23 protein-coding genes, 2 tRNA genes and 1 other RNA gene are annotated in these 22,481 nt (G+C 62.6%); 16 read left to right on the top strand and 10 right to left on the bottom strand.

Features of this window, described 5'->3' with window-relative positions:
• Positions 1 to 3: 3 nt before the first annotated feature.
• Together ligD and FHS54_RS10135 are read left to right on the top strand one after the other, a co-directional pair.
• Complete coding sequence (gene ligD, locus FHS54_RS10140; protein WP_167303714.1) at positions 4 to 2,493, top strand: DNA ligase D; 2,490 nt, start codon at positions 4 to 6, stop codon at positions 2,491 to 2,493.
• A gap of 47 nt (positions 2,494 to 2,540) precedes the next feature.
• A complete protein-coding gene (locus FHS54_RS10135; RefSeq protein WP_167303713.1) occupies positions 2,541 to 2,726 on the top strand; it encodes a hypothetical protein in 186 nt (61 codons plus the stop codon).
• 102 nt (positions 2,727 to 2,828) lie between these two features.
• Here FHS54_RS10135 and FHS54_RS10130 read toward each other — a convergent pair whose 3' ends face one another.
• Positions 2,829 to 3,200, bottom strand: a complete 372-nt coding sequence (locus tag FHS54_RS10130; protein WP_167303712.1) for an EF-hand domain-containing protein — start codon at positions 3,198 to 3,200, stop codon at positions 2,829 to 2,831.
• Between the two features lie 278 nt (positions 3,201 to 3,478).
• On the opposite strand from FHS54_RS10130, the gene purB reads away from it, so the two are divergent.
• Positions 3,479 to 4,795, top strand: a complete 1,317-nt coding sequence (gene purB / locus FHS54_RS10125; RefSeq protein ID WP_167303711.1) for an adenylosuccinate lyase — start codon at positions 3,479 to 3,481, stop codon at positions 4,793 to 4,795.
• 175 nt (positions 4,796 to 4,970) lie between these two features.
• On the opposite strand, the gene FHS54_RS10120 is transcribed toward purB, so the two are convergent.
• Both FHS54_RS10120 and FHS54_RS10115 read right to left on the bottom strand, forming a co-directional pair.
• Positions 4,971 to 5,047: transfer RNA gene (locus FHS54_RS10120), tRNA-Pro, on the bottom strand.
• 101 nt (positions 5,048 to 5,148) lie between these two features.
• Entirely contained in the window at positions 5,149 to 5,448 is a 300-nt protein-coding gene (locus FHS54_RS10115) for a JAB domain-containing protein (RefSeq protein ID WP_167303710.1), read from the bottom strand.
• Positions 5,449 to 5,622: 174 nt separating this feature from the next.
• On the opposite strand from FHS54_RS10115, the gene thyA reads away from it, so the two are divergent.
• The 4 genes from thyA (at position 5,623) to FHS54_RS10095 (ending at position 10,248) form a co-directional block, all read left to right on the top strand.
• Positions 5,623 to 6,561, top strand: coding sequence for a thymidylate synthase (gene thyA / locus FHS54_RS10110; protein WP_167304368.1), 939 nt, complete (start codon positions 5,623 to 5,625; stop codon positions 6,559 to 6,561).
• Positions 6,562 to 6,665: 104 nt separating this feature from the next.
• On the top strand, positions 6,666 to 7,961 hold the full coding sequence (locus FHS54_RS10105) for a 3-methyl-2-oxobutanoate dehydrogenase (2-methylpropanoyl-transferring) subunit alpha (protein WP_167303709.1): 1,296 nt from the start codon (positions 6,666 to 6,668) through the stop codon (positions 7,959 to 7,961).
• A 23-nt stretch (positions 7,962 to 7,984) separates the two neighbouring features.
• Positions 7,985 to 8,989: an alpha-ketoacid dehydrogenase subunit beta gene (locus tag FHS54_RS10100; protein WP_167304366.1), complete on the top strand. Its 1,005-nt coding sequence runs from the start codon at positions 7,985 to 7,987 to the stop codon at positions 8,987 to 8,989.
• A gap of 8 nt (positions 8,990 to 8,997) precedes the next feature.
• Positions 8,998 to 10,248, top strand: a complete 1,251-nt coding sequence (locus tag FHS54_RS10095; RefSeq protein WP_167303708.1) for a dihydrolipoamide acetyltransferase family protein — start codon at positions 8,998 to 9,000, stop codon at positions 10,246 to 10,248.
• Here the strand turns inward: FHS54_RS10095 and FHS54_RS10090 are convergent.
• A complete protein-coding gene (locus FHS54_RS10090; RefSeq protein WP_425057308.1) occupies positions 10,245 to 10,718 on the bottom strand; it encodes a hypothetical protein in 474 nt (157 codons plus the stop codon). The two genes, FHS54_RS10095 and FHS54_RS10090, sit on opposite strands and share 4 nt — an antisense overlap.
• Positions 10,719 to 10,973: 255 nt before the next feature.
• Here FHS54_RS10090 and FHS54_RS10085 point away from each other — a divergent pair, with 255 nt between their 5' ends.
• Both FHS54_RS10085 and FHS54_RS10080 read left to right on the top strand, forming a co-directional pair.
• Positions 10,974 to 12,128, top strand: a complete 1,155-nt coding sequence (locus tag FHS54_RS10085; RefSeq protein WP_167303707.1) for an AI-2E family transporter — start codon at positions 10,974 to 10,976, stop codon at positions 12,126 to 12,128.
• A gap of 41 nt (positions 12,129 to 12,169) precedes the next feature.
• A tRNA-Asp gene (locus FHS54_RS10080) sits at positions 12,170 to 12,246 on the top strand.
• Positions 12,247 to 12,396: 150 nt separating this feature from the next.
• Here FHS54_RS10080 and FHS54_RS10075 read toward each other — a convergent pair.
• The 5 genes from FHS54_RS10075 to FHS54_RS10060 all read right to left on the bottom strand — a co-directional run bounded on the left by FHS54_RS10075 (position 12,397) and on the right by FHS54_RS10060 (position 13,942).
• Complete coding sequence (locus tag FHS54_RS10075; RefSeq protein WP_167303706.1) at positions 12,397 to 12,636, bottom strand: DUF2842 domain-containing protein; 240 nt, start codon at positions 12,634 to 12,636, stop codon at positions 12,397 to 12,399.
• Entirely contained in the window at positions 12,633 to 13,211 is a 579-nt protein-coding gene (locus tag FHS54_RS10070; RefSeq protein WP_167303705.1) for a 5-formyltetrahydrofolate cyclo-ligase, read from the bottom strand. The genes FHS54_RS10075 and FHS54_RS10070 overlap by 4 nt, the downstream gene beginning before the upstream one ends.
• Positions 13,212 to 13,251: 40 nt before the next feature.
• A non-coding RNA gene (ssrS, locus tag FHS54_RS16665) (6S RNA) lies at positions 13,252 to 13,408 on the bottom strand.
• An 11-nt stretch (positions 13,409 to 13,419) separates the two neighbouring features.
• Entirely contained in the window at positions 13,420 to 13,755 is a 336-nt protein-coding gene (locus FHS54_RS10065; protein WP_167303704.1) for a cell division protein ZapA, read from the bottom strand.
• Positions 13,748 to 13,942, bottom strand: a complete 195-nt coding sequence (locus FHS54_RS10060; protein ID WP_243855728.1) for a hypothetical protein — start codon at positions 13,940 to 13,942, stop codon at positions 13,748 to 13,750. The genes FHS54_RS10065 and FHS54_RS10060 overlap by 8 nt, the downstream gene beginning before the upstream one ends.
• Before the next feature lie 174 nt (positions 13,943 to 14,116).
• On the opposite strand from FHS54_RS10060, the gene tkt reads away from it, so the two are divergent.
• The 4 genes from tkt to FHS54_RS10040 all read left to right on the top strand — a co-directional run bounded on the left by tkt (position 14,117) and on the right by FHS54_RS10040 (position 19,441).
• Positions 14,117 to 16,084 (top strand): transketolase, encoded by a 1,968-nt coding sequence (gene tkt / locus FHS54_RS10055; RefSeq protein ID WP_167303703.1) that lies wholly within the window; start codon positions 14,117 to 14,119, stop codon positions 16,082 to 16,084.
• A 29-nt stretch (positions 16,085 to 16,113) separates the two neighbouring features.
• On the top strand, positions 16,114 to 17,124 hold the full coding sequence (gene gap, locus FHS54_RS10050) for a type I glyceraldehyde-3-phosphate dehydrogenase (RefSeq protein WP_167303702.1): 1,011 nt from the start codon (positions 16,114 to 16,116) through the stop codon (positions 17,122 to 17,124).
• Positions 17,125 to 17,277: 153 nt separating this feature from the next.
• Positions 17,278 to 18,450, top strand: coding sequence for a phosphoglycerate kinase (locus FHS54_RS10045; protein ID WP_208404906.1), 1,173 nt, complete (start codon positions 17,278 to 17,280; stop codon positions 18,448 to 18,450).
• Between the two features lie 94 nt (positions 18,451 to 18,544).
• Positions 18,545 to 19,441 (top strand): fructose bisphosphate aldolase, encoded by an 897-nt coding sequence (locus tag FHS54_RS10040; RefSeq protein ID WP_167304361.1) that lies wholly within the window; start codon positions 18,545 to 18,547, stop codon positions 19,439 to 19,441.
• A 41-nt stretch (positions 19,442 to 19,482) separates the two neighbouring features.
• Here FHS54_RS10040 and FHS54_RS10035 read toward each other — a convergent pair whose 3' ends face one another.
• Complete coding sequence (locus tag FHS54_RS10035; protein ID WP_167303700.1) at positions 19,483 to 19,857, bottom strand: hypothetical protein; 375 nt, start codon at positions 19,855 to 19,857, stop codon at positions 19,483 to 19,485.
• Positions 19,858 to 19,950: 93 nt separating this feature from the next.
• On the opposite strand from FHS54_RS10035, the gene thiE reads away from it, so the two are divergent.
• The 3 genes from thiE (at position 19,951) to FHS54_RS10020 (ending at position 22,407) form a co-directional block, all read left to right on the top strand.
• On the top strand, positions 19,951 to 20,643 hold the full coding sequence (gene thiE / locus FHS54_RS10030) for a thiamine phosphate synthase (protein ID WP_167303699.1): 693 nt from the start codon (positions 19,951 to 19,953) through the stop codon (positions 20,641 to 20,643).
• Between the two features lie 91 nt (positions 20,644 to 20,734).
• Positions 20,735 to 21,823 (top strand): L,D-transpeptidase family protein, encoded by a 1,089-nt coding sequence (locus FHS54_RS10025; protein WP_167303698.1) that lies wholly within the window; start codon positions 20,735 to 20,737, stop codon positions 21,821 to 21,823.
• Complete coding sequence (locus FHS54_RS10020) at positions 21,820 to 22,407, top strand: M23 family metallopeptidase (protein WP_425057307.1); 588 nt, start codon at positions 21,820 to 21,822, stop codon at positions 22,405 to 22,407. Before FHS54_RS10025 ends, FHS54_RS10020 begins: the two co-directional genes overlap by 4 nt.
• The last annotated feature ends 74 nt before the right edge of the window (positions 22,408 to 22,481 follow it).

Below are 22,481 nucleotides of genomic sequence, written 5' to 3'. Positions count from 1 at the left end.
CCCATGGCCGATGCCGATCCGCTGACGGTCTATAATCGCAAACGCGATTTTACCCGGACCAAGGAGCCTGCTGGCAAGCGCGGGCGAAGCGGCGGAAACAGCTTTATCGTGCAAAAGCATGACGCCACCCGGCTGCACTATGATTTTCGGCTGGAAATGGACGGCGTGCTGAAAAGCTGGGCGGTGACGAGGGGGCCGAGCATTGATCCCGCGGATAAACGGTTGGCGGTACGAACAGAGGACCACCCCCTGTCCTACGCCAGTTTCGAAGGGACCATCCCGAAAGGCGAATATGGCGGCGGCACGGTGATGCTGTGGGATGAGGGGACGTGGGAACCCATCCCCGGCAAGAGCGCCAGGGATTTGGAAAAGGGGCACCTTCATTTCATCCTGCACGGTCACAGGATGAAGGGCGAATGGCTGCTGATCCGGTTGAAACCGCGTTCGGGCGAAAAACGGGAAAATTGGCTGCTGCGCAAGATTGAGGATAGCTATGCAGGCGCGGGCGATGATTTGGTGGCGCGGGAGCTTACCAGCATTCGCAGCGGCCGGACCATGGGCCAGATCGCCGCGCAAGCGCCGCCCATTTCCTTGAAGGGCAAGAAGGGCAAGTCCTTCGACGCCGCCATGACCCAGGCGCAAAAGGCGACGCCGGTTCGCGCATCGCGCAAGCGCGTGACCGGCAAGCCGCCCGCCTTTCGTGCGCCCCAGCTTGCGACGCTGGTCGACGCGGTCCCGTCGGGCAATAGCTGGATTCACGAGATCAAATATGATGGCTATCGTTGCGTCATAAGCGTCGCGGGAAAGCAGGTGCGGGTGTTTACGCGCACGGGACTGGACTGGGCCGATCGTTTCGCCCCGCTTGCCGCCGAACTCGCGGCGATGAACCTTCCGCCGGCCCTAATCGACGGGGAAATCGTGGCGATGGGCGCTGATGGCAACCCGGATTTTTCGACCCTCCAGCAGGTGTTGAAAGGAGAGGCTGACGGCGCTCTCCATCTGTTTGCCTTCGACCTTCTGGAGCTGGACGGACAGGATCTGACCTCGCTTCCCAATGTGGCCCGAAAAGAAAAGCTCGCCGCCCTGATGGGTGATGGAATGCCGCAGATTCACTTCGCCGATCATGTGGTGGGCGCGGGTGAAAAGCTGTTCCGCGCGATGTGCGACGCCGGGCAGGAAGGCATAATTTCCAAGCGGGCGGATGCACCCTATCGTGGTGTGCGGACAAAGAACTGGCTGAAGGTCAAATGCACCAGGCGGCAGGAATTCGTCATCATCGGGTGGACGGCGAGCGGTGCCAGCGGTCGCGCCTTGCGCAACATATTGCTCGCGCAGAATGGAGAGGAGGGGCTGGTCTACGCCGGGAAGGTCGGCACCGGATTCAACGCGCGCAACAGCGAAGATCTGGTCCGGTCATTGAAGGCTCGCGCGCGCAAGACCCCCGCCCTGACCGTCCCGCGCAGCGAAACCCGGGGCGCTCAGTGGGTGCGTCCCGATCTGGTGGCCGAAATCGCCTTTGCCGAATTTACGGGCAGCAATGTCGTGCGGCACGGCAGCTTCCTGGGCTTGCGCGAAGACAAGGCGGCCAAGGATGTCAGCCGGGAGAAACCAATGGCCACCCCCGAAACCCAGACCGATGTCCGTATCAGCAATCGCGATCGGCTGATCTTTCCCGAGGCGAAGATCACCAAGGGTCAATTGGCCGACTATTATGCGGCGGCGGGCGCGATCATGCTTCCCTGGGTCGCGCATCGCCCGATCAGCCTCGTCCGATGTCCGCAGGGCCGGGCGAAGAAATGCTTCTTCCAAAAACATGATAGCGGCAGCTTTGGCGATCATGTGATGCATGTTCCCATTCGGGAAAAGGACGGCGGTGATGAGGATTATCTCTACATCGATGATGTCGACGGCCTGCTGGCCTGCGTTCAGATGGGGACGATCGAGTTTCACGGCTGGGGATCGCGGGTGGAGGATGTGGAGCGGCCCGACCGGCTGGTCATCGATCTCGACCCGGACGAGGGGCTGGACTTTGGCGATGTGAAGAAGGCGGCGCGCGACATCCGGCGGACATTGGACGATATCGGCCTCACCAGCTTTGCGATGCTGTCGGGCGGCAAGGGCGTTCATGTCGTCGTGCCGCTGACGCCCGACGCGCAATGGCCGCAGGTCAAGGATTTCGCCGACCGCTTCGCCCGCGCGCTGGCAGCGGCGGAACCCGACCGCTTCACCGCCACCATGAGCAAGGCCAAGCGCAAGGGGCGCATCTTCATCGACTGGCTGCGTAACCAGCGGGGCGCGACCGCCGTCCTGCCTTATGTGGTGCGCGCGCGGGAAAACGCGCCTGTCGCCGCGCCGATCACCTGGGATGAATTGGAGGATATCGAACGTCCCGGTGCCTTCACCATCGCGGATCTCGACCAATTGATTGAGCGCGCCGGTTCGCGCGAACTGCGCGGGTGGGGGGAAGCGTCCCAAACTTTGCCCGATTATTGAAAGCCGCTTTTCTGCGCGCCCGCTTTATTGCATAGATTCGGATTGTTATGATAAAACCCAACCAAGATGCGCCCACAGACGGCGCCCAAACCGCCGACACTGCTGGCAAGCCCAATCTGGCGACTGCCGCGCGCAAATCCGCCAGCAAGGGCGTGTTGATGGGGACCGCCGTCGGCATCGGGTCCGCGGCCATCGTCGCCGCGCTGCTCTACGCGAACCGAAAGCGCGGCTGAACCAGGCAAAAAAAAGAGGCGGCGTGGCCTTCGCTCCACACCGCCTCATGTGCGACCCGTTCAGGGTGGTTTTGCCTGCGTATTTTCGCAGGAATCTCCTGGTCAGCCTGCGCCGCCGCTCAGATAGTTGATCAACTCCGGCTTGCTGACCGATATGCTCTTGTCCGCGTCAGCCGTGACGAAAGCCCCATCGACCCAGGCGGTGACGTCGGCTGCGGGCATTTTGGTGCCTCCCGCCTTCATTTCCTGATCCTTCAGCGCAATCATCCAGCGGGAAAATTCGGCCTTGTCGAGTTGCCCGTCGCTATTGCCGTCATAGGCGGGAAATTCGGTCTCCACGATTGCCGCGATGGAATTGGCCGGAGCCGCAGGCGTCATATCTGACGGAGACGCAGCGCCAGGCGCGGGAGCAGGCGCTTCCTGAGCCAAGGCCGGGGACCCCATCAACGTCGCCAACGTCAACACGCGGATCATCGCGAACTCCTCAATAGAAACGGCTCATGGGTAAGACCCGTGGGGGAATGAATTGTTCATCCGAATACAGGAATATTCGCCGGTTTTCCTGAACATCCGTTCATGATGGTCGGCTCATCTCCCCGGAACGCTCATGTCATCTGCCCGGCCTGCAATATTCGCGACGAAAGACGTGGCCCTGCGACGGGCATCGGCCTCTCACCTGCCTTATTTGCCCTTCGGTAACGGGCCTGCTAGGCGGCGCGGCGATCTTTCATCAGCAATCAGGATTCGACCCGATGGTCCCGCGCTATGCTCGCCCCCAAATGACTGCCCTCTGGGAACCAGAGGCCCGCTTCCGCATCTGGTTCGAGATTGAAGCGCACGCGACCGAGGCATTGGGTGAACTGGGCGTCGTTCCCAAATCGGCTCCCAAGGCGCTGTGGGACTGGTGGGCGACCAATCCGTCGATTGACGTGCCCGCTATCGACGCCATCGAAGCGGTGACCAAGCATGACGTTATCGCGTTCCTGACCTGGGTCGCGGAACAGGTGGGCGATGAAGCCCGCTTCATGCATCAGGGCATGACCTCCAGCGACGTGCTCGACACTTGCCTTGCCGTGCAGCTGTCGCGCGCCGCCGACATATTGATCGACGATCTGGACAAGCTGCTGGCCGTCATCAAGCGCCGCGCCTTTGAACATAAGCTGACCCCCACCATCGGCCGCAGCCATGGCATTCATGCCGAACCCGTCACCTTCGGCCTCAAGATGGCGGAAGCCTATGCGGAGTTTTCCCGCTGCCGCACCCGCCTGGTCGCCGCGCGTGAGGAAGTCGCCACCTGCGCCATATCGGGCGCGGTCGGCACCTTCGCCAATATCGATCCGCGCGTGGAAGAACATGTCGCGGCAAAGCTGGGCCTGGCCATCGAGCCAGTGTCCACCCAGGTCATCCCCCGCGACCGCCACGCCATGTTCTTTGCGACGCTGGGCGTCATCGCCAGCTCGATCGAGCGGCTGTCAGTCGAAGTGCGCCACCTTCAGCGCACCGAAGTCCTGGAGGCGGAGGAATATTTCTCCCCCGGCCAAAAGGGCAGTTCGGCCATGCCGCACAAGCGCAACCCGGTGCTGACCGAAAACCTGACCGGCCTTGCCCGCATGGTGCGCAGCTACGCCATGCCCGCGATGGAAAATGTCGCCCTTTGGCATGAACGCGACATCAGCCATTCGTCGGTGGAACGCTATATCGGCCCCGATGCCACCATCACGCTCGACTTCGCGCTGGCCCGCCTGACCGGCGTCATCGACAAGCTGCTGGTCTATCCTGAGCGGATGATGAAGAATCTCGACAAGATGGGCGGCCTTGTCCACTCGCAGCGGGTGCTGCTGGCCCTCACGCAGGCGGGCGTCTCCCGCGAAGACAGCTATCGCTACGTCCAGCGCAACGCGATGAAGGTCTGGGAATCGGACGGCCAGCTGTCCCTGCTGGAACTGCTGAAGGCGGACCCCGATGTCGCAGCCGCACTGCCCGCCGCACAGATCGAGGAAAAATTCGACCTCGCCTATCACTTCCGCCAGGTCGACACGATCTTCCGCCGCGTCTTCGGCGAGGCCTGACCTATCTGAAACGCGAGGACGAGGCCCAGGCAGTGCCGGGCCTCGTCCTCGCGCTAGCTTTTGAGCGGTGATGCTACGACGCTGTTGTTCCTGGGAGGAGCGATGGCGCCCAATCGCGTTCCCGCGCCCGAAGGCGGGTCGGCATTCACCTGATCAGACAGCAGAAAAAAGAAATTGGTCGGGGAGAGAGGATTCGAACCTCCGGCCCCTGCCTCCCGAAGACAGTGCTCTACCAGGCTGAGCTACTCCCCGACCGTCGGCGGTATCGCTGGGCGATGCCACTGGGCAGGCGGCGGTCTATAGAGGTGGGTTTTCCGGCTGGCAAGCGGCTGGACGTGCTTTTTTTGCCATGGTCACAGCAACCCCGCCTGACGGAAACTGAACCGGCCTTTGCCGCTCAGGATGACATGATCGGCGATCTTCATTTCCATCGGGCGCAGGCGGTGCGCGACCGTGCGGGACAGGCGGATATCTTCGCGCCGGGGCATGGGCGATGGGCCGTCGGCGCGCTGCTGTTCTATGACCAGCCACGCGCTGTCCATCCGCAGCAACGCCTTGACGATGCCGGGCCAGTCGCCTTTGCCATCGATGCGGCCCAGCAGGTTCCAATCGTCGTCCAGCGCGATGATTTCAATGGTTTCCCTAGCGGCCATCGGCAAAGGATGCGGCAGAAAGCCCTGGCCGGCACGTTCAGTTGCCTCCGGTCTGGAGCGGCCTTGCCAGCTTTTGGTCCAAAGTGAACATTGGCGATCCGAGGGCGCTGGGCTACATCCGGCAGGGACTCGTCGTTCCTTGCCGGGCCATCAGGAAAGACCAACTTGACCAGCATGTTTCCTTCCCGTGCCGACCATTATGAACAGCAATATCTGGACCTGATGCGCCGCATCTGGACACAGGGGGATGAGCGTATCGATCGCACGGGCGTCGGAACGCGATCGATCCTGGGCGCGACGATGCGCTTTTCCCTGGCCGGGGACGCCGTGCCGCTGCTGACCACGAAGCGCGTCTATTGGAAGGCCGCCGCGCGAGAGATGCTTTGGTTCCTGAGCGGGGACACCAATATTCGCGAACTTGTGCGTCAGGGCGTGCATATATGGACTGACTGGCCGCTGGATGCCTATCGCAAGGCGACCGGCGAAATGATCGACCGCGATGCCTTTGAAGCGCGCATCGTCGACGATGCGGATTTCGCCGCCCGGTGGGGAGAACTGGGTCCGGTCTATGGGGCGCAGTGGGTGAATTGGCCGCGATATGAACCAGCGGGCGACGGCCTCTACCGGCGCGCGGACAAGGGGCATAACCAGATTGCCGATCTGGTGGATGGCATCAGGAATAATCCCGGGTCGCGCCGCTTGCTCTTCACCGGCTGGAACGTCGCGGAAATATCGCAGATGGCGCTGCCGCCATGCCATATGACCTATCAGTTCCAGGTGTCGAGCGGACGGCTGAACGGCCTGTTGTTCCAGCGCAGCTGCGACCTGGGGCTAGGATTTGCATTCAACATATTCGGCCTGTCGATGATGACCCGTATGCTGGCCCAGCAATGCGACCTGGAACCGGGCGAAGTCGTCTGGCAGGGCGGCGACGTGCATTTATATCTGAACCACGCCGCTCTGGTGGAAGAACAGATCAGCCGAACGCCCGGCGGCGCGCCCGTGCTGCGGATCAACCGGCGTCCGTCCAGCATGTTCGACTATAGGATCGAGGATTTCGAGGTGCAGAATTATGCCCCGCAAGCGCATATCGCCGCCCCTGTCGCGGTATAGCGAAATAGCGGCAGACGGTTAACCGAGGACAGTTGCCTTTCTCACGCGTTGTAATATAGTAATCGACACAAGCAACTTTATTGCAACGTTTGAGAGGGTGCGGGATGAGCGATCAGCGACTTCCGGGGATTGGTCAGGATGGCGGCGGACGGAATCTGCAGCCGTTGCGGTTGCATGTGCCCGAACCCCAATTCCGTCCCGGCGATGTCGCGGACTATAGCGATTTCGACATTCCCGCGGCCGATGCCGCGCCGCGCCCGGATGAAACGGCACACCCCGGCTCCATGCAGCAATTGGCCTATGGGCTGGTCCGCGTGCTTGACGATGAAGGTGCGGCGGTGGGGGCGTGGGACCCGCATCTGCCTGCGGAAGCATTGCTCAAGATGCTGCGCGCCATGGCGCTGACGCGCGCGTTCGACACGCGCATGTTTCGCGCGCAGCGACAGGGCAAGACCAGTTTTTACATGAAGTCCACCGGCGAAGAGGCGGTGTCCATCGCCGCCGCGACCGCGCTGGCCAGAGATGACATGTGCTTCCCCAGCTATCGCCAGCAAGGCATATTGATCGCGCGGGGCTGGTCCATCGTTGACATGATGAACCAGATCTATTCGAACAAGGGCGACCGGCTGAAGGGGCGGCAGTTGCCGGTCATGTTTTCGGCGCGCGACGCGGGCTTCTTTTCGATATCGGGCAATCTGACGACGCAATATCCGCAAGCGGTCGGATGGGCGATGGCCAGCGCGGCGCGGGGCGATACGCGGATCGCGGCGACCTGGTGCGGGGAAGGATCGACGGCGGAGGGCGACTTCCATTCCGCCTGCACCTTCGCCAGCGTCTATCGCGCGCCGGTGATCATGAACATCGTCAACAACCAATGGGCGATCAGCAGCTTTTCCGGTTTCGCCGGGGCAGAGGCGACCACCTTTGCCGCCCGCGCGCTGGGCTATGGCATTGCGGGCCTGCGGGTCGATGGCAATGACGCGCTGGCCGTCTATGCCGCCACCCGCTGGGCCGCCGACCGGGCGCGAGCCAATGCGGGGCCGACGCTGATCGAACATTTCACCTACCGGACAGAAGGGCACAGCACGTCGGACGATCCCAGCGCCTATCGTTCGGCGGATGAAGGCAGCCATTGGCCGCTGGGCGACCCGATTGCGCGGCTGATGCAGCATTGCATCCGCCTGGGCATATGGGACGAGGAACGGCAGGCCGCGATGGACAAGGAACTGGCCGAACAGGTGCGCGACGCCGCGCGGGAGGCGGAGAAGAACGGCATTCTGGGGCATGGACTCCACCATCCGATGGAAACGATGTTCGAGGATGTATTCGAAGACATGCCCTGGCACCTGCGTGAACAGCAACAGCAGATGCTTGATGAAGCAAAGGCAGCCGGGCTGTGAAGCTGGACAGCGACATTCAGCAGATGACCATGATCCAGGCGATCAACAGCGCCCTGGACGTCATGATGGATCGGGACCCCGACGTCGTCGTGATGGGGGAGGATGTCGGCTATTTCGGCGGCGTCTTCCGCGCGACGGCGGGGTTGCAGGAAAAATATGGCAAGAACCGCGTGTTCGACACGCCCATCACCGAAATCGGCATCATCGGCGTCTCCATCGGCATGGGAGCCTATGGGCTGCGACCCGTGCCTGAAATCCAGTTCGCCGATTATATCTACCCCGCGCTCGACCAGTTGGTGAGTGAAGCTGCGCGGCTGCGCTATCGGTCGGCGGGCGAGTTCACCTCGCCCATGACCGTGCGTTCGCCCTTTGGCGGCGGCATTTTCGGTGGACAGACGCACAGCCAGTCGCCGGAGGGCATCTTCACCCATGTGTCGGGGATCAAGACGGTGATCCCATCCACTCCCTATGATGCCAAGGGACTGTTGATCTCCGCTATCGAGGATAATGACCCCGTCATCTTCTTCGAGCCCAAGCGCATCTATAACGGCCCGTTCGATGGCCATTATGACCGCCCGGCCAAGGGGTGGGCAGGCCACCCCGGCGCAATGGTGCCGACCGGCCATTATCGCGTGCCCCTGGGTCAGGCGCGGATTGTGCGTCCGGGGGAAGCGCTCACCATATTATGCTACGGCACGATGGAGCATGTGGTCGAAAGCACGGTTGCCGACATGGGCGTGGATGCAGAGATTATCGACCTGCGCACATTGGTGCCGCTCGACATCGAGGCGATCGAGCGTTCGGTGAAGAAGACCGGGCGCTGCCTGATCGTACATGAAGCGACGCGGACCAGCGGGTTCGGCGCGGAACTGAGCGCGCTGGTGCAGGAACGATGCTTCTACCATCTGGAAGCGCCGGTCGAGCGGGTGACGGGGTTCGACACGCCCTATCCCCACAGTCTGGAATGGGCCTATTTCCCTGGCCCGGTGCGCATTGCAAAAGCCATAGACAAGATCATGAAGGATTGAGGCGCGACATGGCCCTGTTCACGTTCAAGCTGCCCGACATAGGCGAAGGCATTTCCGCAGCCGAAATCGTCACCTGGCATGTGCAGGCAGGTGATCGCGTCGAGGAGGATCAGCCGATCGCCGACATGATGACCGACAAGGCGACGGTGGAGATGGAGAGCCCCGTTACCGGCACCATCCTGCGGCTGGCCGGTGAGGTGGGTGATCAGGTCGCCATCGGCGCCATGCTGGTGGAGATCGAGACGGAGGGCGAGGGGGAAGCGGTCGCGCCGCCTCCACCAGAGGAGGTCATCGAAGCCGAGACGCCCGGCGAGCAATCGATTGAAAGCGTGGCTGCGGGTGAACCGGACGACCGACAAGAGCTTGCCAAGTCAGCCGACCCGGATGATCCGCCACCCCATGTCCTTGCCTCCCCCGCCGTCCGTGCGCGGGCGAAGGATTTGGGGGTCGACCTTTCCCAGGTGAAACCTGCGGGCGACCGCGTGCGCCATTCGGATCTCGACACATTCCTGCTCTACGGTGCGGGGCAGGGCTATCGACCGGCGGGCGCGTCATCGCCGCGACGTGCCGACGAGCAGGTCAAGGTGATCGGCCTGCGCCGCCGCATCGCCGAAAATATGGCTGCCTCCAAACGGCATATCCCGCATTTCACCTATGTCGAGGAAATCGACGTTACCGAACTGGAGCGCCTGCGTGAGCAACTGAACGCCAGCCGGGGCGACCGCCCTAAACTGACGGTGCTGCCGCTGCTGATCGTCGCGATTTGCCGGTCCTTGCCCGACTTCCCGATGTTGAACGCGCGCTATGATGATGAGGCAGGGGTCGTGACGCGACATGGCGCGGTGCATATGGGCATTGCGGCGCAGACCGATGCGGGATTGATGGTGCCGGTGATCCGCGACGCGCAGGACCGCAACGTCTGGCAGCTGGCGGCAGAGATTGCGCGCCTGGCCGAAGCCGCCCGTGCCGGACGGGCGAAGGTGGAGGAACTGTCCGGCTCCACGCTCACCCTGACATCGCTGGGGCCGCTGGGCGGGATGGTGACGACGCCGGTAATCAATCGGCCGGAGGTCGCGATCATCGGGCCAAACCGCATCGTCGAACGACCAGTGTTCCGGGGCAAGGAAATCGTCGCGGCAAAGCTGATGAACCTGTCGATCAGCTGCGATCATCGCGTGGTGGACGGCTGGGACGCGGCGAACTTTGTCCAGGCGGTCAGGAAGCTGCTGGAATCCCCGGTGCTACTGTTCGCCGATTAACGCACGGTCGCGCGATAGCTCAGGCGACCGCTTTCACCGGGAGAAATGTCGTCGGGCATCATCCAGCGTACATGCGTGATATCAGCCGGAACAGCGCGGCGGGTGCCGCCCAGCGGCGTCGGCAGCCATTGGTCCTGAAGCCGACCCCACCTTTGTCCGCCATCGATGGAAACTTCGACATTGGGATCGGACACGGCCAGGCGCATGCCGCGCGGAATCGGGTTGGTCACCGCCAGGCCGCGCACAGGCTGGCTTCCCTCATTACGCCAGTTGACGACCAGGATCAGCTGGTCGCCCGGCGCGATGCGATCGGCGCTGGCCAGAACGCGGCGAGGCCGTCCGTTGATGTCGATATGCACCCGCTCCACGAACATCTGGGTTTCCAGCCTGATGTCTTGCCGCGCCATCGCCCCGGAAGGCACCGTTGCTGCCACCAGTGCACAGGCGAACGCCCCCCATCCCCTGATCATGCCGAAAATCCTGCTCTGCATATGGCCCAGCGTTAGGGGAGATCGCCGAAGATTTGGTTAATCCTGCGTTGAATATATGTCTGTCCAGCAACATGAAATTGACGGGCCTGCGCTTGCGGTACACAGCTAAGGGGTTTTGGGGCGCAGATGGAATCATCTGCTGGCTTGGAAAATGCGGATAACAAAAGAAAAACAGAGCAGCGCCACCGATGCCATCGGATCGGACATTGCTCCTGGGCAGGGATTTGATCGAACGTGACACCCCATGAACAGCATGAGATTAGTCGGCGGCGCGACCGCCTGCTCGCTTCGATCGCGCTGACTGCTGGCATCGGCCTTATCCTGGCGCTGCCCTTTGCCTTGCGCGAAGGGGCGGAATTCTTCCTGCCACTCGCCGCCGCGCTGGTGATCGCCATTGCGCTGGTGCCTTTCCTTGAATGGATGGAACGGCGCAAAGTGCCATCGCCCCTGGCGGCGCTGATCGCAGTCATCGCCTTCCTGCTGGTGGCGAACATGGCCATCGTCCTGATCGTCGTCCCGGCTGCGGACTGGTTCAGGTTGCTTCCCGAACGCCTGCCCAAGATTCAGAATAATCTTGCGCCCCTGATCGACCTCTATTCGCAGATGCAGCGCTTCGTCGACGGCACCGTGCAGATGCTGGCGAGCGGTCCCGGCGCTAAGGCCAGCCCCGTTTCCGTGGATGCTCCCCGGTCCCTGTTGCAGTTCGCGGCGACTTCCGCGCCCTCGGCCATCGTCCAGATGGTCTTCGCGCTGCTCATCATCTATTTCTTCCTGGCGGGCTGGACGCGCCTGCGGCGGCGGACGATCAACAGCCGGGGCAGTTTCGACGGCGCTCTGGCGGTCGCACGGGTCATCCAGAATGTGGTCGATGCGACATCCGCCTATGTGCTGACCATCGCGGTGATCAACCTGTGTCTTGGCCTTTCTGTCGCGATAGCCTTGTGGCTGATCGGCATGCCGTCTCCGCTGATGTGGGGCGGGATCGTCGCGATGCTGAACTTCATTCCCTATTTCGGGCCGATGCTGGCTGCAGTGCTGCTGGGCCTGGGTGGCCTGATGGTGTTCGACGATGTCTGGATGGCGCTGCTGCCCGCGGCGATCCAGGTCGGCTTTCACCTGATAGAGGCCAATGCGATCACGCCCACCGTGCTGGGGCGGCGGCTGACCATGAACCCGCTGTTGATTCTGGTGGCGCTGACCTTTTGGGGATGGGTGTGGGGAACGCCCGGCGCGCTGCTGGGGGTGCCTTTGCTGATCATCATCCAGACGGTGGTGTCGGCTGCTGGCATGCCGGATATCGCCGGTTTCCTGTTTGAACGTGGGACGTTGACGGTCCCTCCGGCCAGAGAAAATGACGAAACGCAAGAAAGTGGCGAAAGAGCCGGTTGACAGGTCCGGCGCACCCGCATAGATGCCCGCCCACACCGAACGCGGGTGTAGCTCAGTTGGTTAGAGCGCCGGCCTGTCACGCCGGAGGTCGCGGGTTCGAGCCCCGTCACTCGCGCCACTCTTTTGATGGAGTGGATAGGCCCTAGAGGCCGAAATTTCCCTAGATTTATGGTTTTGTCATGTCAGCGAAGGCTGGCATCTTGCTGGGCTATGCCGTGCCTTCACGCATGAGATCCCAGCCTGCGCTAAGATGCCGAAACGCGGGCGGTCAGCGCTTGCGCCAGCGCCCGGTTTCCATCCAAGCCAACAGGCGCTTCAAAGGCAGGATCCAGAGCCAGATCACCCCCAGAAAGATATAGACGGGCACCTGCGCCAACATCGGCAGGCCACCGATCAGGCTGGACAGGCTGCCGATCATGATCGCCCATAGCGCGATCAGCCCAACGATGATGAACGTGCCCACGGGCTTGCGCCAGCTGGGTTGATAGGGGGCGGGCTGGCGGTTCACGCGTCGGGTCCTTCGATCAATTCAACTTCGGTCAGGATGATGTCCAGCGGCAGGTCCCAAGGATCGGCAGGCAGCACGTCATGTTCCTGCACCGACCAGGCAAGGCCGACCCGTAGCGCGTCGGGAAAGCGGGCAAAGGCGCGATCATAATAGCCACCGCCCTGACCCAGCCGGTTCATCGTTCGGTCAAAGCCAAGCAGGGGCGCGATGATGACGTCCGGCGCGACGGGCGGGCCGCTCGGTTCAGGGTGATGGGTGCCGTAGAGGCCGGGCAAAAGCCGATCTTCGGGCAGCCAGGCGAGAAAATCCATGGTGCCAAGCCGATCTATGACGCGGGGCAGGGCGATGACCTTGCCCATCGCCTGTAGCGGTGCGGCGAAGCGCTGGGCCGGGGCTTCGTCATCAAGGCCCATATAGAGGGCGACGGTCTGTGCTTCCGTCAGGCGGCGGGCAAGGGGGGATGGGATCGCCTTGAACGCCAGTCGGTGCGCCAGCGGATCGATCGACTGAACGAAGGCGCGGCGGCGTTCGCGGGCGATGGCGCGCAGGGCAGTCTTGTCGGGATCGTCGCTCATGCAGCGCCCTCTAGCCTGAGCGCGAAGGCGGGGAAAGGGTGACGGGACCGCCTTGGCCGTTTGCTGGAATATCCTCTGACGCCTCAACGTCAGGTGGGGACCATGTAGATCGGGCCAGAGCCCGCCCAGGGACAGCCCCCGTGGATGTGATTATCGCCTCAGGGATGTTCGCTAAAGCTCGTACCAGGCAGTGCCCGTCACTCTCTATCTAGGCGTCGGGCGCAGGCGCGGCAAGTCTGTCGCTCAGCTTTTCTATGCGCGCGGCCAGTGCCTCGATGGCGCGGGTGGCCGATTCGTCCTCATTATCCAGCGCCAGTTGCTGCTGCCGCCCGACCGCCTCTCGTTCCAGTTCGTTCAGCTCGTCTGCCATGAACAGCGCGGCGAACAGCAAGGTGCGCACTTCGGTAAGGCCGGGCGTGTTCTGCTGGGCCAGCCGGGCCTTGCGCTCGATCAGGTCGGCAAGGTGGGCGAGATGCGCTTCTTCGCCATCACGGCAACGCACCGTATAATGACGCCCGGCAATGTGGAGAGATGTTTCAGCCATTGGCCTGCCCCTTGATCTGGGCGATCAGTTCGTCGAGTGAACGGAGCGCTTCTCGCGCGGCCGCTGCATCCACGCCGGTGGAAGGGGGGGCGGGTGTCGCCCGTTTGAATCCGTCCACCTGCTGTTCCAGCTTGCTTACTGCGCGCTCCAGCGCGCCGATCGCCTGCATCATGCCGTTGCTTGCCATGTCCTACGCATAGACAAAGTTTTCGCCGCGCAAAAGCGGTGATTGGGCTGCCGTCGGCGGCGTTGCGCCCTGCTGCGGTTGACGCCTCGTGCGTGAGGCGACAAAGGGGACGCGATTTCGATTCGCCGGCTCAGCAGGGGGCCGTGAGCCAAGCCAAGAAAGAAGCCAGCCTAGATGACCGTATCCGAAAAGTCGCTCGCCAGCGCCATCCGGGCGCTCTCCATGGACGCAGTGCAGGCGGCGAACAGCGGCCATCCGGGCATGCCGATGGGCATGGCGGACGTCGCGACGGTATTGTTCAAGGATTATATCAAGTTCGATCCGACCCAGCCCAAATGGGCCGACCGCGACCGTTTCGTGCTGTCCGCCGGTCACGGGTCGATGTTGATCTACTCGCTGCTGCACCTGACCGGCTATGCGCGTCCGACGATGGAGGATATCCGCAACTTCCGTCAATTGAATAGCCCCTGCGCCGGACATCCTGAGAATTTCGAGCTGGCTGGCGTCGAAGCGACCACTGGTCCGCTGGGTTCGGGTCTTGCCACTGCCGTCGGCATGGCGATTGCCGAACGGCACCTTAATGCGCAGTTCGGCGACGACCTCGTCGATCACCGCACCTGGGTGATCGCGGGTGACGGATGCCTGATGGAAGGCATCAATCATGAGGCGATTGGCCTGGCCGGCCACCTGAACCTTGGCCGCCTGATCGTCCTGTGGGACGATAACAAGATCACCATCGACGGCGCTGTCGACCTGTCGAGCAGCGAAGATGTGCGCGCGCGCTATGTCGCGACCGGCTGGCATGTCGTATCGTGCGACGGCCATGACGTCGCCGATGTGCGCCGCGCCATTGATGAAGCGCTGGCCGATCCGCGCCCGTCGCTGGTCGCATGCGCCACCAAGATCGGCTATGGCGCGCCGAACAAGGCGGGCACTTCGGGCGTCCATGGTTCTGCGCTGGGCGTCGAGGAAGTCGCGGCGGCCCGCGAGTTCCTGGGTTGGACGTCCGAGCCTTTCGTTCTTCCCGAGGATGTCGCCGCTGAGTGGCGCCGCGTCGGTTCGCAGGGCGCCGAGGTGCGCACTGCTTGGGAAGGTCGTTTGGCGGGCAACGGCCAGAAGGCTGAGTTCGAGCGTCGCATGGCTGGCGAGTTGCCCGCCGACTTCTCGCTCGACGCCTATATCGATACGCTGATCGCCAATCCGCAGAAGGTCGCGACGCGTCGCGCAAGCGAACTGGCGCTGGGCGCGATCAACGATCTGCTGCCTGAAACGCTGGGCGGTTCGGCGGACCTGACCGGGTCGAACAATACCAAGACCAAGAGCACCGGGCCGCTCACCAAAGACGATTATTCCGGCCGCTATGTCTATTATGGCATTCGCGAGTTTGGCATGGCCTGCGCGATGAATGGCATGGCGCTGCATGGCGGCGTCATCCCCTATGGCGGCACCTTCCTGGTCTTTTCCGATTATATGCGCGGCGGCATCCGTCTGGCCGCGCTTCAGCAGCAGCGCGTCATCCATGTGCTGACGCATGACTCCATTGGTTTGGGCGAGGATGGTCCGACCCACCAGCCGATCGAGCATGTCATGTCGCTGCGCATGATCCCCAATCTGGACGTCTATCGCCCGGCGGACATTGTCGAGACGGCGGAATGCTGGGAACTGGCGCTCAAGGATCAGGACGGCCCGTCGGTATTGGCGCTGACCCGCCAGAACCTGCCGCAGTTGCGGACGGAAAAGAGCGAGAATCTATCCGCGAAGGGCGCATATCGCCTCCGCGCGGCAAAGGGCGATCGCAAGGTCGTGCTGATCGCGACCGGTTCCGAGGTCGAGATCGCCGTTGCAACCGCCGACCTGCTCGAAGCACAGGGCATCGGTGCGGACGTCGTGTCCATGCCAAGCTGGGCGCATTTCGACGCGCAGCCGCAGGCGTATAAGGATGATCTCCTTCCGCACCATGTCCTGCGCGTGTCGATTGAGGCAGGGACAACCTTTGGCTGGGAACGCTATGTCGGCATTGCGGGCTTGCGTTTCGGCATCGACACATTCGGCGCTTCGGCTCCGGCGGAAGTGCTTTACGACCATTTCGGCCTGACCGCCGCAAAGATCGCGCCGCAGGTTGCGGCCGCGCTCGATCATTAAGAACAACTACCAATCAGGAGGCTAGTGCAGTGGCAACGAAGGTAGCAATTAACGGTTTTGGACGTATCGGCCGCCTGGTGGCGCGCGCAATCTTGTCGCGCACCGACCATGACCTGGAACTGGTCAGCATCAACGACCTGGGTGACGCAAAGTCGAACGCCCTGCTGTTCAAGCGGGACAGCGTCCATGGCAACTGGGCTGGCGAGGTCAGCGTCGATGGCGATGCGTTGATCATCAACGGCAAGCGCATTGCCGTCACCGCCGAGCGTGATCCGGCCAAGCTGCCGCACGCGGCGCAGGGCGTCGACATCGCGCTGGAATGCACCGGCATTTTCGCCAGCAAGGAAAAGGCGAGCGCGCATCTGACCGCGGGCGCCAAGCGCGTTGTCATCTCGGCTCCTGCAACGGGCGTCGACAAGACCATCGTGTTCGGCGTCAACCATGAAGCGCTGACCGCCGACGATGTCGTGATTTCGAACGCCAGCTGCACCACCAACTGCCTGGCCCCGCTCGCCAAGGTCCTGCACGACGCCATCGGCATCGAAAAGGGCTTCATGACGACGATCCACAGCTACACCAACGATCAGAACACGCTGGATCAGCTGCACAGCGATATGCGCCGCGCGCGCGCTGCTGCACTGTCGATGATCCCGACCACCACCGGCGCCGCGCGCGCCGTGGGCGAGGTTCTGCCCGAGCTGAAGGGCAAGCTGGACGGATCGTCGGTGCGCGTGCCGACGCCGAACGTCTCGGTTGTCGACCTCAAGTTCATCGCCAAGCGCGCGACGACCAAGGAAGAGGTCAATCAGCTGCTGAAGGCTGCTTCGGAAGCAGGTCCGCTCAAGGGCGTGCTCGGCTATTCGGACGAGCCGCTGGTGTCGATCGACTATAATGGCGATGCGCGCAGCTCCACGGTCGATAGCCTGGAAACGGCTGTCATCGATGGTAATCTGGTTCGCGTACTCAGCTGGTACGACAATGAATGGGGCTTTTCGAACCGCATGATCGACACCACCGGTGTCGTGGCGGGCCTGCTGTAAATCGAGCGGAAAAATTTCCGTTCGCCCTGAGCTTGTCGAAGGGCTTTCCTTTTCTTTCCGAAGAAAAGTGAAGGGCTTCGACAGGCTCAGCCCGAACGGGGCTGGGAACTCAGGGAGATATCGGTGGCAAAACCCTTCAAGACACTCGACGACATGGGCGACATCACGGGCAAGGTGGTGCTGGTGCGCGAGGATCTGAACGTGCCGATGCAGGATGGCTCGGTCAGCGACGACACGCGCCTCCGCGCCGCCATGCCGACGATCCTGGAACTGGCGGATCGCGGCGCGAAAGTGCTGATCCTGGCACATTTCGGACGACCCAAGGGGCAGAAGAACCCGGAATATTCGCTGTCGAAGATCACGCGCCCGCTGACGCAGGTTCTCGGCCGCGACGTGCAGTTCATTCCCGATTGCTGCGGTGAGGCAGCGGTGGACGGCATCGCGGTGATGCGTCCGGGCGATATCTCTATCCTGGAAAATACCCGTTTCCACCCCGGCGAGGAAAAGAATGATCCGGCGCTGGCGGAAGCCATGGCGGCGATTGGCGATCTTTATGTGAACGACGCCTTCTCCGCCGCGCACCGTGCCCATGCTTCGACCGAGGGGCTGGCGCACAAGCTGCCTGCCTTTGCGGGCCGCTCGATGGAGAACGAGCTGGACGCGCTGCAGGCGGCGCTGGGCGAGCCGGTGAAGCCGGTCGCGGCGGTCGTCGGCGGGGCGAAGGTTTCAACAAAGCTCGACGTGCTCAACAACCTCGTCGCCAAGGTCGATCATCTGATCATCGGCGGTGGCATGGCCAACACCTTCCTCCACGCGCGTGGTGTCGATGTCGGCAAGTCGCTGTGCGAAAAGGATCTGGCAGACACCGCCGAGGCGATCTTCGACAAGGCTGAGGCTGCGGGTTGCACGATCCATCTGCCCTATGACGTCGTGGTGGCGAAGGAATTTGCGGCCAATCCGCCGTCTGTCCGCACGTGCAATGTGCATGAAGTAGGCGCCGACGAGATGATATTGGACGTGGGTCCGGCTGCCGTCGAGGCGCTGGGCGATGCGCTCAAAAATTGCCGGACGCTGGTGTGGAACGGACCGCTTGGCGCGTTCGAGATGGCGCCGTTCGACAAGGCGACAGTGGCGCTGGCGAAGACGGCGGCGGCGCTGACCAAGGAAGGCGGCCTGACGTCCGTGGCGGGCGGCGGCGATACCGTCGCGGCGCTCAACCATGCGGGCGTCGCGGGCGACTTTACGTTCGTCTCCACGGCGGGTGGCGCTTTCCTTGAATGGATGGAAGGCAAGGACCTGCCCGGCGTCAGCGCATTGATGGTGTGAACTTTTAAGGTCGCTGTCCAACAGGATGGCGGCCTTTCCTCTTTCCGATGCCGCCGATGGGGCGGTGCAACCCTTGACGAGAAAGTATGTGCAGATGCTGGATCAGGACATGATGAACAAGATCGCGAGCGGGAACGGCTTTATCGCCGCGCTCGACCAGAGCGGCGGCTCAACGCCCAAGGCGCTCAAGGGCTATGGCATCGAAGACGGCGCATGGAACAATGATGAGGAAATGTTCGGCCTCATCCACGACATGCGTAGCCGCATCATCACCTCGCCCTGCTTCACCGGCGAAAAGGTGCTGGGCGCGATCCTGTTTGAACGGACGATGGATGGACAGGCCGGTGGCAAGCCCGTGCCACAGGCGCTGATCGAACGCGGCGTCGTGCCCTTCATCAAGATCGACAAGGGTCTGGAAGACGAAGCCAACGGCGTTCAGATGATGAAGCCGATGCCGGAACTCGACACGCTGCTAAAGCGGGCCAAGGCGCTCGGCGTATTCGGGACCAAGGAGCGTTCGGTTATCAATCTGGCCAATCGCGAAGGCATCGCCGCTATCGTGAAGCAGCAGTTTGAGGTCGGCGCTCAGGTTCTTGCCGCCGGGCTGATGCCGATGCTGGAACCCGAAATCAACATCAAGAGCGCCGAGCGCGCCGATTGCGACCAGATCCTGCTGGAGGAGCTGCTCAAGGCGCTCGACGCGATGCCGGGTGATGACAAGGTGATGCTGAAGCTGTCGCTGCCTACCAAGTCCGGCCTGTTCGATCCGCTGGTCGATCATCCCCGCGTGCTGCGCGTCGTCGCCCTGTCGGGTGGCTTCTCGCGCCCCGAAGCCTGTGTCGAGCTGGCGAAGAACCGCGGCATTATCGCGAGCTTCAGCCGTGCACTGCTCAACGACCTGCGCCACCAGATGAGCGATGACGAGTTCAATGCTTCGCTGGGCCAGGCGATCGACGAAATCTACACCGCCTCGACCAAGAAGGCGGGATGATTTTTATGAAGGGGGCGGCCCCAATGCGTGGCCGCCTCTCTTCAATCGAGAGCGGACGCGCCTGCTAACCAGGCCATTGCTTCGTCCCGGGACTCGACGATCTTCACATCGTCTCGCGCAAGAATGCGCTGCAGTTGCAACCGTGCGAGCGATCCTGTCCGGATGACGGCTATCCGCTTGGCCTTGTGCGGCGCATGAGCCATCAGATCCTGAAATGCGGCGACGACGTCTTGCGACTGGATCATGCATTGGGTGGTGTCGATCAGCACGTCATATTCCAACGTGCCGCCGTAGCTGATGGATTGTGCCGCCTCCAGCTTGCGCTGCTCGAACTCCGCCACGTCTTGCTTGTTCAGGAAGCCGGAAACCTCCACGGTCAGCAGTTTTCTCGGGGCATTGGCGGACACGGTGATCATCGGCCTTTCCGATGTACGGCAAAGATGAATATCTGTTTACACGGTAGGCGTCCTGTCCTCGACTTTATGCTCTTTCGCCCTTAATTCGTCTTCATGACCGACTTTACCGACGAAGAGCTGGCGCTCGATCCGCATTTTGCCGACCAGTTCGAACGGGGTTTTCGTCCCTCCTGCCAATTATACCTGATATCGCCGCCGGTGATCGATGACGGCTTTGTGGGGCAGTTGGCGGAAGCCCTCGACGGTGGACGTGTCGCCGCATTCCAACTGCGGCTGAAGGGCATCGATGACGATGCGATAGCGCGCGCAGCCGAACCGCTGCAAAAACTGTGCGCGGAGCGGGAGGTTGCGTTCATCATTAACGACAGCGTCGCGCTGGCACAGCGACTGGGCGCTGACGGCGTTCATCTGGGCCAGGGCGACGGCGACCCGCGTGAGGCGCGCAAGATTCTCGGCCCGAAAGTGCAGATCGGCATCACCTGCCATGACAGCCGCCACCTGGCGATGGAAGCGGGCGAGGCGGGAGCGGACTATGTCGCCTTTGGAGCCTTTTACCCGACCACGACCAAGGAAACGCACCACCGCCCCGAACCGTCGATACTGGGCTGGTGGACGACGCTGTTCGAACTTCCCTGCGTCGCGGTCGGCGGAGTCACACCGGAAAATGCGCCACCGCTGATCGAAGCAGGCGCGGACTTTCTGGCCGTATGCGGCGCGGTGTGGAACCATCCTGACGGCCCGAAGGCAGGCGTCGCGGCCTTTGCGAAGGCTCTGGGCGCAGGCTGACCGGCACCGGCTTTCTTCGCCGTTGCATAGATACAGGAAGCCTTATTCGTTTCGGCGCGTTTATCCTCCCGAACTTAGGGAGAGTTTCGCCTTGAAAACCCATCTGCTCGCGCTCACGCTGCTTTGCACCGCCTGCAAGGTTTCCGTCTCCGATTCCAACGAAAGCGCGCCCGCTCCGCAGGATAACGCCGCGCAGACAGCGGCCCAGACGGCAGGCGACGACCCCTATGCCTTCACCATCGTTCCCGAACCACAGGGCGCGCCTGCGCGAGCGGAAGCGATATTGCAGGCGCAGGTAGCGCTAGACCGGGCGGGCTTTTCCCCCGGCGTCATTGACGGGAAGGAGGGCATGTCTTTCACCGCCGCCATAAACGGGTTCCAACGGTCGCGCGGCTTGCCCGAAACCGGCAAATATGATGACGCCACGGCAAAGGCACTGCTGGGCAGTGAAGCGCGCCCCGCCACTTGGCTCGTGAAAATCCCGCAAGGCTTTGCGCGCGGGCCGTTTGTGAATGTCCCCAAAGATCTTAACGAACAGGCCAAGCTGCCCTTCATCGGCTATCGCAACCTGTTGGAAAAGCTGGCCGAACGTTTCCATACCAAGCCCGAAGTGCTGATCGCTCTCAATGCGCCCGATACGAAAGTCGGGCCGGGCGCGACCATCCGCGTCCCGGCGATCGGCAACCAGCCCGTTGCCAGCATCGAAGGCGATGAACGCGGCTGGGGCAATACGCTCGCCAGCCTGGCGGTCGCGAAGGATCAACCGCAGGCCGATCACATCATTGTCGACAAATCCGATGGCGTTTTGCGGGTGTTCGATGGGCAGGACAAGTTGATCGCCCAGTTCCCCGCCACCATGGGCTCCGAACATGACCCGCTGCCGATCGGCACGTGGGAGGTCAGGGGCGTCAGCCGCAATCCCGACTTCCACTATAATCCCGACCTATTCTGGGATGCAGAGGCAAGGGATGAGAAAGCGGTTCTGAAGCCCGGCCCCAACGGCCCTGTTGGCGTCGTGTGGATCGACCTGTCAAAACCCCATTACGGCATTCATGGCACGCCTGAACCGCGGACCATCGGTCGCACTGAAAGCCATGGCTGTATCCGCCTGACCAATTGGGACGCGGCGCGGCTCGCGCAGATGGTCAAGACCGGCGTGAAGGCGATATTCCAGGCATGATGCGACCGGGGCGGCGGCGATGGGGCGGCGTTGCGCTGGCCTTGTTGCTGCTCATCCTGTTCCTGCGGATGTGCGTACGGATCGTACCCGACGATGCGCCAACGGACCGAATCGCTGCGCCGGAAAGACTGGAGGACGGCGAAGCCGGATCGTTGCTCATCCCGGTGGCAGATATGCCGCCGTCGGGCCTTTCCGACACCTTCACCCAATCCCGCGCGGGGGGTGCGCGGCCCCATAATGCCATCGACATCATGGCGGAGCGGGGGAGGGCAGTGGTCGCCGCAGCGGACGGTCGGGTCGAGAAGCTATTCTCCAGCGTCGATGGCGGGCTGACCATTTACCAGCGGTCCAGCGACGGACGGCGCATTTACTATTATGCGCATCTGGATGCCTATGCGCGGGGCCTTGCCGAAGGACAGCTTGTGCGGCGCGGGCAGAAAATCGCTACCGTCGGCAGCAGCGGCAATGCTGACCCGACAGCGCCGCACCTGCACTTTGCCGTGCATGACGTAAGGCCGGACGAACCATGGTATGGCGGGCGCGCGATCAATCCCTATCCGTTGCTGGTGGGGCCGTTCCGTTGACCCCACTTGCCCTTCGCGGCGGCACGATGTAGAGGCGCTCCAGCCTTAAAGAGGCCGGCTCTTTTCACCTTCAG

Source organism: Sphingobium vermicomposti, from assembly GCF_011762025.1.
GTDB classification, from domain to species: domain Bacteria; phylum Pseudomonadota; class Alphaproteobacteria; order Sphingomonadales; family Sphingomonadaceae; genus Sphingobium; species Sphingobium vermicomposti.
Note: the sequence above shows the minus strand (reverse complement) of the source record. Positions and strands in the feature narration are given on the sequence as shown.